The sequence below is a fragment of the Phenylobacterium sp. genome (assembly GCF_035569475.1).
Lineage (GTDB): Bacteria > Pseudomonadota > Alphaproteobacteria > Caulobacterales > Caulobacteraceae > Phenylobacterium.
Map to the genome: position 1 here is coordinate 22489 of NZ_DATMNA010000091.1, position 11968 is coordinate 34456.

Annotated in this window: 13 protein-coding genes; 4 read left to right on the forward strand and 9 right to left on the reverse strand. The window is 68.6% G+C overall.

Annotated elements, in window-relative coordinates; genetic code table 11:
• The first annotated feature begins 88 nt into the window (after window positions 1-88).
• Window positions 89-1195, forward strand: a complete 1107-nt coding sequence (locus VNW53_RS14085; RefSeq protein WP_325556336.1) for an anhydro-N-acetylmuramic acid kinase — start codon at window positions 89-91, stop codon at window positions 1193-1195.
• Here the strand turns inward: VNW53_RS14085 and panC are convergent.
• The 3 genes from panC to efp all read right to left on the reverse strand — a co-directional run bounded on the left by panC (window position 1192) and on the right by efp (window position 3492).
• Window positions 1192-2022: a pantoate--beta-alanine ligase gene (panC, locus tag VNW53_RS14090; protein WP_325556337.1), complete on the reverse strand. Its 831-nt coding sequence runs from the start codon at window positions 2020-2022 to the stop codon at window positions 1192-1194. The two genes, VNW53_RS14085 and panC, sit on opposite strands and share 4 nt — an antisense overlap.
• Before the next feature lie 10 nt (window positions 2023-2032).
• Entirely contained in the window at window positions 2033-2854 is an 822-nt protein-coding gene (panB, locus tag VNW53_RS14095; RefSeq protein WP_325556338.1) for a 3-methyl-2-oxobutanoate hydroxymethyltransferase, read from the reverse strand.
• Between the two features lie 71 nt (window positions 2855-2925).
• Entirely contained in the window at window positions 2926-3492 is a 567-nt protein-coding gene (gene efp / locus VNW53_RS14100) for an elongation factor P (RefSeq protein WP_325556339.1), read from the reverse strand.
• A 200-nt stretch (window positions 3493-3692) separates the two neighbouring features.
• Between efp and epmA the strand changes: the two genes are divergently transcribed.
• The gene (epmA, locus tag VNW53_RS14105; RefSeq protein WP_325556382.1) at window positions 3693-4679 is read left to right on the forward strand and encodes an EF-P lysine aminoacylase EpmA; all 987 of its coding nucleotides are present in this window, start codon (window positions 3693-3695) and stop codon (window positions 4677-4679) included.
• Window positions 4680-4782: 103 nt separating this feature from the next.
• Here epmA and VNW53_RS14110 read toward each other — a convergent pair whose 3' ends face one another.
• The 4 genes from VNW53_RS14110 to VNW53_RS14125 form a co-directional block, all read right to left on the reverse strand.
• Window positions 4783-4917: a hypothetical protein gene (locus VNW53_RS14110; protein WP_325556340.1), complete on the reverse strand. Its 135-nt coding sequence runs from the start codon at window positions 4915-4917 to the stop codon at window positions 4783-4785.
• 132 nt (window positions 4918-5049) lie between these two features.
• Window positions 5050-6102: a hypothetical protein gene (locus VNW53_RS14115; protein WP_325556341.1), complete on the reverse strand. Its 1053-nt coding sequence runs from the start codon at window positions 6100-6102 to the stop codon at window positions 5050-5052.
• On the reverse strand, window positions 6102-6839 hold the full coding sequence (locus VNW53_RS14120; protein ID WP_325556342.1) for a hypothetical protein: 738 nt from the start codon (window positions 6837-6839) through the stop codon (window positions 6102-6104). The genes VNW53_RS14115 and VNW53_RS14120 overlap by 1 nt, the downstream gene beginning before the upstream one ends.
• Entirely contained in the window at window positions 6836-7486 is a 651-nt protein-coding gene (locus tag VNW53_RS14125) for a hypothetical protein (protein WP_325556343.1), read from the reverse strand. The genes VNW53_RS14120 and VNW53_RS14125 overlap by 4 nt, the downstream gene beginning before the upstream one ends.
• A gap of 622 nt (window positions 7487-8108) precedes the next feature.
• Between VNW53_RS14125 and VNW53_RS14130 the strand changes: the two genes are divergently transcribed.
• A complete protein-coding gene (locus VNW53_RS14130; protein WP_325556344.1) occupies window positions 8109-9164 on the forward strand; it encodes a lysine-2,3-aminomutase-like protein in 1056 nt (351 codons plus the stop codon).
• Window positions 9164-9937, forward strand: a complete 774-nt coding sequence (locus VNW53_RS14135; protein ID WP_325556345.1) for a pseudouridine synthase — start codon at window positions 9164-9166, stop codon at window positions 9935-9937. The genes VNW53_RS14130 and VNW53_RS14135 overlap by 1 nt, the downstream gene beginning before the upstream one ends.
• Here VNW53_RS14135 and VNW53_RS14140 read toward each other — a convergent pair.
• Window positions 9934-11265, reverse strand: coding sequence for a sensor histidine kinase (locus VNW53_RS14140; protein WP_325556346.1), 1332 nt, complete (start codon window positions 11263-11265; stop codon window positions 9934-9936). The genes VNW53_RS14135 and VNW53_RS14140 overlap by 4 nt on opposite strands.
• Window positions 11255-11791: a response regulator gene (locus VNW53_RS14145; protein WP_325556347.1), complete on the reverse strand. Its 537-nt coding sequence runs from the start codon at window positions 11789-11791 to the stop codon at window positions 11255-11257. Before VNW53_RS14145 ends, VNW53_RS14140 begins: the two co-directional genes overlap by 11 nt.
• Window positions 11792-11968: the final 177 nt, after the last annotated feature.

Genomic DNA, 11968 nt, shown 5'->3' on the forward strand with positions numbered 1-11968 from the left:
CTAGGGCAGGCGGTAATAGCGGCCGAAGCGGGCGGCTTTTCCGAACATGGCGGCTGACTACGGGCGCGGCGCATGGCAGTCAAGCCGGATGCGCGTGCTCGGATTCATGACCGGAACTTCCCTCGACGCCGTCGACATGGCGGTGCTGGAGACCGATGGCGAGGCCATCTCCGCCTTCGGCCCGGCGGGCGAACGCAAGCTGACGGACGCCACCCGCGACCTCATGCTGGAGGCCACCAAGCAGGCCCTGGCCTGGCCGCGCGGCGCGCCGGAGCCTGCGATCTTCGCCGAGGCGGCGTTGGCCGGAGCCGAGGAGCATTTTGCAGCCGCCGAGGCGTTTCTCGCGGCCGACGGCCTGAAATGGTCCGACATCGACCTGATCGGCATGCACGGTCAGACGGTGCTGCACGAACGTCCGCAGGAAGGCCGGGCCGGCCGAACGGTCCAGCTCGGCGACGCCGCCTGGCTGGCCAAGGCGACAGGCGTGCCGGTCGCCTACGATTTCCGCACCGCCGACCTCGCTGCGGGCGGGGAGGGCGCGCCGTTGGCGCCGATCTACCACCTGGCCCGCGCGGTCGCCTCGGGGCTCAAGGCGCCGCTCGCGGTGCTGAACGTCGGCGGCGTGGCCAACGCCACCTTCTGGTCGGGCGGCGACGAGATCGCGGCCTTCGACACCGGCCCCGGCAACGGCATGATCGACCTGATGGTGCAGGCCAGGGGCGCCGGCCGCTTCGACGACAAGGGCCGCTACGCCAGCGTGGGCCGCGTCAACGAGGGGGTGCTGGCGGGCCTGCTGGGCCATCCCTACTTCTCAGCTCCGCCGCCCAAGTCCCTGGACCGTTTCGATTTCTCGCTGGAACCGTTGGAGCCCCTGGAACTGGAGGACGCCGCAGCGACCCTGGTGGCCTTCATGGCCGAGGCGGTGCGGCTGGGCTTCGATCTGATGGGCCAGAACCCCACCGAGGTGATCGTCGCCGGCGGCGGCCGCCACAATCCGGAGATCATGAAGGCGCTCGCCGCGCGCCTGCCGATGCCGGTGAGGGCGGCCGAGGACCATGGCTGGCGCGGCGATTCCATCGAGGCCGAGGCCTTCGCCTACCTGGCCGCCCGCACGGCCAGGGGGCTGCCGATCAGCTTCCCGAAGACGACGGGCGTCCCGGCCCCGATGACCGGCGGGAAGATCGCGCGGCCTTAGGCGAGCAGCAGGTTGTCGATCAGGCGGGTGGTTCCAAGCCGCACGGCGGCCGAGGCCAGGGCCTGCGATGTGACGCGGGTGAGCTCCCGCAGGGTCTCGGGATCGGCGACGCTGACGTAGTCGATAGACATCTGCGGCTCGGCCTCGACGGCCGCGCGGATCGCCCGGCGCAGGGCCTCGGCGTCGCGCTCGCCGCCATCGAACAGGGCCTTGGCCGCCTGGAGGCCGCGGTAGATCGCCGGCGCGACGGCGCGCTGCTCGGGCGTGAGGTAGCTGTTGCGGCTGGAGAGCGCCAGGCCGTCGGCCTCGCGCACCGTCGGCGCGACCACCACCTCCACCGGCAGGTCCAGGTCGCGGGCCATGGCGCGGATCACCACGCACTGCTGGGCGTCCTTCTGGCCGAAATAGGCCCGCGTCGGCTGGACGATGTTGAACAGCTTGGCGACGACGGTGGCGACGCCGGCGAAGTGGCCGGGGCGCACCGCGCCTTCCAGCACGTCGGTGACGCCGCGTACTTCGACGGCCGTGGCGAAGCCCGGCGGATAGATCTCCGCGGCCTCGGGAACGAACACCAGGTCGACGCCGGCGGCCTCGAGCAAGGCGAGATCCCGCGGCAGGTCGCGTGGATAGCGGGCGAGGTCCTCGTTGGGCCCGAACTGCGTCGGGTTGACGAAGATGCTGGCGGCCGTGGCGGCGTTCTCGGCCCGGGCGCGGGCCACGAGGCTCAGGTGACCTTCGTGCAGGTAGCCCATGGTGGGCACGAGCCCGAGGTCGCCCACCGCGTGGCGCGCGGCGCGCATCTCCGCGACGGTCCTGACGACTTTCATCGGCGTGGCGTCAACCGAGGGCCTTGGCCAGCTCGTCGGCGTCCATGCCGGCGCTCTGGGCCTGGGTCGGGAAGCGTTCCGCCGCCACGTCCTCGGCGTAGGCGCGGACGGCGGCCTCTATGGCCGCGCCGATTTCGGCATAACGCCGGGCGTGCCGCGGCGAGGTCTCGAACAGGCCGAGAAGGTCGTGCCAGACCTGCACCTGCCCGTTGCAGCCGGCGCCCGCGCCGATGCCGATGGTGGGAATCCGCAGCCGGGCGGTGACCTCGGCGGCCAGCGGCGCGGGCACGAGTTCCAGGACCAGGGCGAAGGCGCCCGCCGCCTCCAGCGCCAGGGCGTCCTCGATCAGGCGCTTGGCGCAGGCGGCCTGCTTGGCCTGGACGCGGACGCCCAGGGTGTGTTGCGACTGCGGCGTGAAGCCCAGGTGCCCCATCACCGGAACGCCATGCTGGACCAGGTGCTCGACCACCGGCGTCACATGCGCGCCGCCCTCGAGCTTCACCGCCTGGACCTGGGCCTCCTGCATCAGCCGGCGGGCCGCGGCGACGGCGGAGCCCTTGTCGGCATAGGTCAGGAAGGGCAGGTCGGCGATCACCAGGGCGCTTTCGGATCCCCGGACCACGGCGGCGGCGTGGCGGACCATGTCGTCAAGGGTCACGGGCAGGGTGGTGCCTTGCCCCTGCATCACCATGCCGAGGGAGTCGCCGACCAGCAGCAGCGGGACGCCCGCGCGGTCGGCGATGCGCGCCGCCGCATAGTCGTAGGCGGTGAGCATGGCGATCCGGCGGCCGTTCGCCTTCATCTTCCGGATGTCGAGGAGGGTGGTCCGCATCGGGTACTCCATACAGCCCGTACAGGTGGGGCTCCCGCCCCCAATTCGCCAGCGCCCCCGCGCTTGTCCGATCAGTCCTTGGCGCGCTCGTGGTAGGAAAAGTCTTCGGTCAGCACCACGACCCGGGTGCCCGCCGCGATGTAGGGCGGCACCATGATCCGCGCGCCGTTCGACAGGATCGCCGGCTTGTAGGACGAGGACGCCGTCTGGTTCTTCACCGCCGGTTCGGTCTCGGTGATCTCCAGGGTCAGGAGGCGCGGCAGCTCCAGGGCGATCGGCACGCCGTCGTGGGTCGATAGCATCACCGTCATGCCGTCCTGCAGCCAGGGCGCGGCCTCGCCCACGACCTCGGGGGTGCAGACCACCTGGTCGTAGGTTTCCGGGTTCATGAAGTGGAAGCCCTCGCCGTCCTGGTAGAGGAAGGTGAAGTTGCGGTCGTCCACGAAGGCGCGCTCGACCTGCTCGGTCGTCCGCCAGCGTTCCGACACCTTCACCCCGTCGGAGATGCGGCGCATGTTGAGCTGGGTGACCGGCGTGCCCTTGCCGGGATGGATGTTCTCGGCGGTGAGCACGACGTAGAGGCGGCCCTCCATGTCGACGACGGCGCCCTTGCGCAGCGAGCTGGCGATCACTTTCAAAGTCGGTCTTCCTTAGGTGACGGCGGCGGCGATCTGAGGTCGCGCGATTCCGCTGATGAAATTCTTGTCGCGCCCCTATAGCGATTGGCGGCGAAATCGCCACCCCCTCCAAAACCGCAGAGGCGGTCGCAGCCTTGCCCGAACTTGAACCCTCGCCCTGGTGGACGCCGGACCGGCTGGCCGATCGCAGGCCCTATCTGATGGCCCGCGGGCGCATCGTCGCGGCGATCCGCGGCTGGTTCGCGGGCTGCGATTTCGTCGAGGTCGAGACGCCGGCCCTGCAGGTCTCGCCGGGCAACGAGGCGCATCTGCACGCCTTCGCGACCGAGGCGGTGGGGATAGCCGGGGCGCGCGCGCCGCTCTACCTGCGCACCTCGCCGGAGTTCGCGGCCAAGAAGCTGCTGGCGGCCGGCGAGCCGCGGATGTTCGAACTGGCCCGGGTGTGGCGCAACCGCGAGCGCGGCCCGCTGCACCATCCGGAGTTCACCCTGCTGGAATGGTATCGGGCGGGCGAGCCCTATGAGACCCTGATGGCCGACAGCGCGGCCTTGCTGGCCCTGGCGGCAGAGGCGGCGGGCGCGAAAGCGCTGAGCTTCCGGGGCCAGGAAGCCGATCCCTTCGCCGAGCCGGAGCGGGTGACCCTGGCCGAGGCCTTCGATCGCTTCGCGGCCATGGACCTGCTGGCGACCGTCCAGGCCGATGGGGCGACCGATCGCGAAGCCCTCGCCGCAGCCGCGTCCCGGCAGGGGATCCGCGTCGCCGCCGACGACACCTGGGCCGACGTCTTCAGCCGGGTGCTGGTGGAGAAGATCGAGCCCAATCTCGGGCGGGGTCGCGCGACGATCCTCTGCGAATATCCGGTGAGCGAGGCGGCGCTGGCCCGGCCCAAGGCGGCCGACCCGCGGGTCGCCGAGCGCTTCGAGTTCTATGCCTGCGGGGTCGAGCTGGCCAATTGCTTCGGTGAGCTCACCGACCCGGCCGAGCAGCGGCGGCGGTTCGAGGCCGAGATGGCCGAGAAGGCCCGCGTCTACGGTGAGCGCTATCCCATCGACGAGGACTTCCTGGCGGCGCTGGCGGCCATGCCCGAGGCCAGCGGCGGGGCGCTGGGCCTGGACCGCCTGGTGATGCTGGCGACCGGAGCACGCCACATAGAGCAGGTGCTCTGGGCGCCGTTGGCGGAGGGCTAGGCGGGCGCGGCAGCCGGCGCCGCGGCGAGGACGGGGCGCGGCTTCCACACCCAGGCGAGCAGGGCGTAGGCGAGCATCGACACCACGCCCAGGCCAGCCTCCGTCAACAGCATGCCTGTCGAGCCGTGCTGACGAAACCCATCTGCAGGCCCACGGGCAGGAAGGTCGGCGCATAGAACGGCGGCGCGAGGCCCCGCGGCATGAAGCCGTCTGCGACCGTGTCCAGCGCTTCGTCCATCGGCGTCCCCGAATTGCACCGACATGCGCGCCCTTTTTGCGCTGCCTACCTGGCCGCCGTTATCCTGATTGGGATCGTCATTGGACTATCGATCAGTACAGAGCCACCAGATGTTTCTTGAGCCAAATGCCTCTAGTTCCAGCCTGACGATGCGGAGGTCAAGGCGGCGTTGGTGAAGGTCCGATTTCCGCCACCGTCCACCGGCCTGTTCGCGCCACCGTCTCCGTTTGAAGTATATCCGAAGACGCCGCTTTCAAGAATGCAGTTGGTGATCGTAACGGGCGTCACTTGTCCATAGGTGATGAAATATGGAATGTGGTTGTTGCCCACCGTGCTAGCGTTCATCTCGGTCAGGCCGATGAAAATGCAGTTCTGATAGAGAACTACCCCAGTGCCGACAGGAGACGTGACAATGGCGGTCCAGCCATAATTTGACTGTCCAGATCCAACATTTGGCTGACCTTCCGCAGCTACATTAACCAGGCAACTCTGCCAAGTCATCGTCGCTGGAGAGTTGGCGTTAAACTGAATAGCCTCAATATGGATTGTTCCAGAGGTTGGTGGCGCAACGCCAAGTCCTGGCACGTAACACCACGTGTTGGTGATCGTCGCCGCGGACGCGCCGCCCCACTGTTGGTTCAGGTTAGTGCCTAGGCAGTGGTCATTCGCCCACGTCCCACTGCCCGCAAAGAATACGCCTTGGTTGTAGGTGCAGTAGTTGCAGGTCGTCGTGAGGGTCGAACCGGGCGTTGTGTTGATGGTGCCGTTTATGTTGCACGGGGAAGCGAGGGCGTTCCCCAGGAACGCCGCGGTCTGCGGGAACGTGCAGTCGTTGAAGATCACCGCGCCAGTCCCATCCCAAGTTATCGGGGGGGCTAGGGTGAAGTCGTAGTTCGAGATGGTGACTGTGCTGGAGCCGACATTGAGGAAGATCGCCCCGTCGTGATTGGCCCACACGAAGCCGACTCCGGTGGAAATGATGTTCGCTAGATAGGCTGGGATGCCCGTGTTGGTATTTCCCGATCCCGGCGTGATGCCGCTGGGCCACGCCCCATTGATGTAGCCGCCCCGGGGGCCCGTCCCGCTGTACTGCAGGTTCCATATCGCTACGAGGCTCGTGCCCTGGACTGGGGTGCTGACTGAGGGTGGAGGCGCTCGGCCGCGAAGGACGGTGAACGCGCCCATCAGGTCATATCGAAGATCGAACCAGCGATAGTCTCATAGGTCTCGGTCGCCCAATTCGTCCATGAATAAGACGTGTTGGAAACGGTCGTGAGATTGTCGCTGATCGTGCTGAAAAATACCGGCCCGATGCCCGGGTCGATGCCGCTGGCGCTGTTTAGCCGTGCGGTCCAACCGGACGGCGGCGTCATGGGGGTGTTGTGACCTCCGTTGATCCGTTGGCCGATGAAGGCGAGCGCGCCGCGGCTGGTTCCGACCGGGGTGTAGCCGGTGATGCTGACCGACGTGGCAGTGACCGCGCTGTTGCCGAAGCTCTTCTTCGTCAGGGTCGTAGGGCCCATGTAGATAATCGAGACTGCGGTGGAGTTGCCGCTGCTGGTCGCTTGGGTGTAGGTCGCCGCCACAACTCCTGCCGAAATATCAGCTGCCTGCAAAATGTATAAATAGGTCGATGCCACGTATGTCCCATCCCCGGTCGGAGGCGTAAGCGTCGTATTGTCCACCACCGCCGCGGTCGCGCCGCTGCCCGTGATGGTGATAACCGGCGCCGCGTCGGTGTGGTAACGCATGACGTTGATAAACAGGGCATCGCCTGCCGACGCGCCTGTGGCGGTGATGTTCCACGCGCCACTCGACGACATGGCGTTGAGGGCTCCCGCTGCGCGGAAGACAGCGGGGGTGGCCGATACCGTGGTCTCCAGGGCAGCAACGTTCGTCGCGATAGTGGCCTGTCCGATCATGGGGTGAACTTGCCAACCGCAATGACTGATACGTTGGCCCCGGTGGTGACCTTCCATGCTCCGCTGACGCTGGCGGCGGAGTTCAGGGCGATCCAGAACGGAACTAGGTTGGAGACGGATGGCGATCCTCCAGCAAACACCGTGATCGAGGTCGCATTGTCGAGGATGATGACGTTTCCGGCATTTACGGAAGCCGGGACGATCAGGAGGCCGTCGAGAACGTCGCCGGTCGCGCCCGTGCCGAGGGTCTGGGCCGTCTGTGAGGCCGCAATGGTCTTGTAGGTCCGGCCGGTGGGGGCGACGGTGCCGATGGCCGCGGCCCCCGCCACAAGCCCGACCGTGCCCCCGGTCGCCTGCATCGGCGTGCCAAGCGTAGTATTGATGGTCGTCAGCGCCGTATTGCCGGTTGTCTGAAGGGCGGAGGTCGCCGCGCCGGTCGGAAGGCTTACCGTTCCAGAGATGTTGGCGAGGCTCCAGGTGCCGCTCTGGGTGACCGGTGAGGCTACCGAGAAGTTGATATCGGCGCCGGTGTTGTCGCTCAGGACGACGCGCTGGAGTTTCCTGGTCTCGGCGTCCTCGGTGATGTCGTAGGTTGCGACGTTGTTGCCCGATCCTGGGGTGATCTTGACGTCAGAGGTCGTGGCCATGTCAGGATGCCTTGGTTAAAGCGAGGAGGAGCCCAATGGGCTCGCCCTCTTCGGCGGGCGGCGAACTTCGAGTCAGAGCGAGCAAAAGACCGATGGGTTCGCCCTCCTCGCTAAGTGGCGAACTTCGGGTCAGAGCGAGGAGGAGCCCCAGCGATTCCCCTGGGCCACCGGTGCTCATTGGGAAATCAAGATTCGATCAAACACGTGATTGTTCGATCTCGATACTACGTCCACGCGGAACTCCCTCTGAGTGGCGCTCGGTGAAAATGAACGCAACGATTAGTGTTGCGCGTTCGCGTATAAGTTGCAAGGTCGCGGCCCATCTTCCTGACATTCTTCAGAAAGATTTTTCATCGGCTGACGGGCCACATCCAACGTCAGATGCTGGTTGAGGCGCGCCTCGTTCCCGCCCGGACCTACCTAGCCGCTTTGCGAACGGCTATTGGTGGATGTCCAGTTTCTGGAACGAAGGCAGGTTTCGCCAGTGGCGCTCAGCCGACCATCTGACTAGCAAGCCAAACGCGCCTGCTGGCGGCCGGACAGCTTCACGTTAGTGGCTTCACGCGCCCCGTGAACTGCAGATTTTTGACGGGGCCGCCCACGCAGCCCATAAGCCCGCGCAATGACCACCAAGACACTTCGCACTGTGCAGGATCTGGCCGCTGCCGGCCTGGTCGCCCCCGATCGCCTGGCGGCGCTGGAACGGGTGGCGGCGCAGTACGCCGTCGCGATCACCGGGCCGATGGCCGAACTGATCGACGCCGCCGACCCGCACGACCCCATCGCGCGGCAGTTCATCCCCTCCGAGGCCGAGCTTGAGCTGCGCGCCGATGAGTCCGCCGACCCCATCGGCGACCTCGCCCATTCGCCGGTCGAGGGGATCGTCTACCGCTATCCCGACCGCTGCCTGCTGAAGCTGAACCACGCCTGCGCGGTCTACTGCCGCTTCTGCTTCCGCCGCGAGATGGTGGGGCCGGAGGGCGTCCGCCCTCTCTCGCCGGACGCTCTGGACGCCGCCATGGCCTACATCGCCGAGCGCCCGGACATCTGGGAGGTGATCGTCACCGGCGGCGATCCCTTCATCCTGTCGCCGCGCCGGCTGCGCGACGTCATGCGCAGGCTGGGCGAGATCGGCCACGTCAAGGTCGTGCGCTTCCACACCCGCGTGCCGGCGGTGCAGCCGCAGACCGTCACCGACGAGCTGGTCGCTGCGCTCGAGGCGCCCGGCAAGGCGGTCTATGTGGCGCTGCACGCCAACCACGCCCGCGAGCTGACGCCACAGGCCCGCGCCGCCTGCGCCAGGATCGTCGACGCGGGCATCCCCATGCTCGGCCAGACCGTCCTGCTCGCCGGGGTCAACGACGACCCGGAGACGCTCACCGCCCTGATGCGGGCCATGGTCGAGACGCGGATCAAGCCCTACTACCTGCACCACGCCGACCTGGCGCTCGGCACCGGCCACCTGCGGACCTCGGTGGAAACCGGCCAGGCGATCCTGCGGGCCATGCGCGGCGCCGTCTCCGGCCTCTGCCAGCCGACCTATATCCTCGACATCCCCGGCGGCCACGGAAAGGTCCCGATCGGGCCGGGCTATCTGGCCGACGGCGGCGTCGAGGACCCGGCGGGCCGTCGCCACGCCTATCCGGCGCAATCTTCGACAAGGAAGAGCTCCGGCTGATGGCCTGGACCGGACGCTACGACGAGGCCGAGCCGCAGCGGGTCAACAAATGGCTGGGCCAGAGCGGCGTCTGCTCGCGCCGGGAGGCCGAGGGCTTCATCGAACGCGGCCTGATCTCCATCGACGGCGAGGTGGTCACCGACACCGGCCGAAAGATCCTGCCGGGCCAGACCCTGACGCTCGCCGACGGCGCCGGGCCCGCCCCGCTCAGCGTCGTGCTGCACAAGCCCATGGGGATTGTTTCCGCGCAACCGGAGCCCGGCCAGACGCCGGCGGTGCGTCTTCTGACGAAAGCCGCTCTGGTCGGTGACAGCCCCACCATTCCCGACCGTGACACCCGACTGGCGCCGCTCGGCCGGCTGGACATGGACTCCCGCGGTCTCTTGCTGCTCTCCGACGACGGGGTGCTGGCCAAGGCGATCATCGGCCCCGACTCCGATCTGGAGAAGGAGTATCTGGTCCGCGTCACCGGCAAGATCACGCCCGAGAAGATCGCCCGCCTCTGCCACGGCCTGACCATGGACGGCCGCCAGCTCAAGCCCGCCAAGGTCAGCGTCGTCCAGCGCCAGGAACTTCGCTTCATCCTCAAGGAAGGCCGCAACCGCCAGATCAGGCGGATGTGCGAGCTGGTCGGCATGCACGTCATGGACCTGGTCCGCATCCGCATCGGCTCGCTGCGGCTGGGGGACTTGCCCGAGGGGAAATGGCGGGTGCTGAGCGATCAGGAACGGGCGGCCCTGATCGCACCCCACGCGGGTCAAGGCGCGGGCTAACCCGCCGGCAGCATGAGCTGGAAGACCGCCCCGTTCGGCGAGGCGGCGCGGTGCTCCAGCCGCCCGCCGTGCCCGAGCGCGATCTGCCGCGCCACCGTCAGGCCGATGCCCGAGCCGCCCGGCTTGGTGGTGAAGAACGGCACGAACACGCCCTCCGGATCGTCGACCGGAAGGCCGGGCCCGTTGTCGGCCACGGTGAGGACCACCTGGTCTTCGTCCAGCGAGAGGGTGAGCCGCACCTTCGCGTCCGCCCGTCCGCGCACCGCGTGCACGGCGTTCTTCAGGAGGTTGATCGCCGCCTGCTCCAGGAGATCCGGGTCGGCCTCGAGGGTCAGCCAGGAGGGCTGCACGGTGCTCGAATAGGCGATCGGATCCTCGCCGATCATCGCCACGGCGAGGCTGTCGAGGTCGCGGACCAGCTCGGCGCCGGAGGTCCGGCTCTTCACCGCGGCCGGGGCGTCGGTGAGGCGGCGGTAGCGCTCCACGAAATGCATCAGGCCGTGGCCGCGGCGGGAGATCACCTCCGCCGCCTCGACGATCTCGGCCCGGGCGGCCGGGCTTTCGGCCTCCGCCAGCCGCGCGGCGATGCTTTCCGACAGGGAGCAGATGGGCGTGAGCGAGTTCATCATCTCGTGGGCCAGCACCCGCACCAGGTCCTGCCAGGCCTTCACCTCCACGGCGTCGAGGTCGGCCGAGACACTCTGCAGGGCGATCAGCCGTCGCGGCCCGCCCGCGGCCGTGAACCCGGAGACCTGGGCCAGCATGGCCCGCTGGTCGGCCAGCCGCACGATCTCACGCGCGCCCGCCGGCAACTCGCGGAGCCGCTGCGCGGTCGCCGCGCCGAGCGCCGGGATGGCCGATATCGGGCCGGGGCCGGCGTCCAGGCTGACCCGCGCCGCGCGGTTGACGGCGGTGACCAGGCCGTCGTCGTCGATCACCAGCAAGGCGGCGCTGACGGTGTCGGCGAGGGCTTCCAGGAAGTCGGTGCGTTGCTGCCGCTCGGCGCGGGTCGCCGCCAGCCGGTCGAGCGCGCCCTGAATCGCCACGCCCAACTCGCTCAGGCCCATCGGTGTCGTGGGCCGCTCGTAGCCCTCGGCCATCAGCCCATCGACGAACTGCGCCAGGGTGCGGTCGGCGGCGCGTGTGCTGCGGATCAGGTCCATGACCACCAGGGCCAGGACGCCGGCCAGCACCAGGGCCGTGGCCCAGAGCGCGCGCTCGCCCGCCAGCAGGGCGCCGAACGCCAGGACGCTGATCGCCACGGCCCTCAGGCCCGCGCCGAGCGCAAATCCCGCGGCTCCGCCCCAGCGGGAGCGCCTAGAGGCCATGCCGTTCCATCCTGCGGTAGAGCGCCGGCCGCGTCAGGCCGAGCGCGACGGCGGCGTGGCTGACATTACCCTCATAGAGGGACAGGGCCCGCACGATCGCCCGGCGCTCCATATCGTCGAGATTGAGCGCCGCGCCGGACGCCCGCCGCTCGGCGGTGAGGGCGCTGGCGGCGGCCATGGCCTCCACCAGGGCCTCGTTGCGCCAGGGCTTCAGCACGAAGTCGGCGGCGCCGCGCTTCAGGGCCTCCACCGCCAGCGCCACGCCGCCAAAGGTGGTCATCAGCACGACCGACAGCGCCGGGTCGGCCTCATGCAGGCGGTCGAGGCTGTCGAGCCCCACCATGCCGTCCCGGGCGCCGGCGGCGAAGTTCATGTCGAGGAGGACGGCGTCATAGAGATGCGCCTGCGCGGCCAGCCCGTCCGGAGAGGTCGCGGTGTCGACGCGTTCCGCCGCCCGGGCCAAGGTCGCGGCGGCGGCCTTCAGGACGTCGGGGTCGTCGTCGACGATGAGCAGGGTGGGCGGCACAGTTCGAATCTACGGGGTTGCGCCGCTCCCGGCAAAGCCAGCGCCGTCAAAGACTTGCACCGGGGCGCCTGCGGGAAGGACCCGCCGGCTGTCCGTTTCCGGACAGTCCGGCGAGGTGCAGGCGTCGCGATACGGCCTAACCGCTTGAAGCTGTAGCGTTTCGTCTGAGGCCGGGAG

Coding starts and splice junctions, on each gene's coding strand:
- VNW53_RS14085 (WP_325556336.1), top strand. CDS start 89: ATGCGCGTGCTCGGATTCATGACCGGAACTTCCCTCGACGCCGTCGAC.
- panC (WP_325556337.1), bottom strand. CDS start 2,022: ATGAAAGTCGTCAGGACCGTCGCGGAGATGCGCGCCGCGCGCCACGCG.
- panB (WP_325556338.1), bottom strand. CDS start 2,854: ATGCGGACCACCCTCCTCGACATCCGGAAGATGAAGGCGAACGGCCGC.
- epmA (WP_325556382.1), top strand. CDS start 3,693: ATGGCCCGCGGGCGCATCGTCGCGGCGATCCGCGGCTGGTTCGCGGGC.
- VNW53_RS14110 (WP_325556340.1), bottom strand. CDS start 4,917: ATGGACGAAGCGCTGGACACGGTCGCAGACGGCTTCATGCCGCGGGGC.
- VNW53_RS14115 (WP_325556341.1), bottom strand. CDS start 6,102: ATGGGCGCGTTCACCGTCCTTCGCGGCCGAGCGCCTCCACCCTCAGTC.
- VNW53_RS14120 (WP_325556342.1), bottom strand. CDS start 6,839: ATGATCGGACAGGCCACTATCGCGACGAACGTTGCTGCCCTGGAGACC.
- VNW53_RS14125 (WP_325556343.1), bottom strand. CDS start 7,486: ATGGCCACGACCTCTGACGTCAAGATCACCCCAGGATCGGGCAACAAC.
- VNW53_RS14130 (WP_325556344.1), top strand. CDS start 8,109: ATGACCACCAAGACACTTCGCACTGTGCAGGATCTGGCCGCTGCCGGC.
- VNW53_RS14135 (WP_325556345.1), top strand. CDS start 9,164: ATGGCCTGGACCGGACGCTACGACGAGGCCGAGCCGCAGCGGGTCAAC.
- VNW53_RS14140 (WP_325556346.1), bottom strand. CDS start 11,265: ATGGCCTCTAGGCGCTCCCGCTGGGGCGGAGCCGCGGGATTTGCGCTC.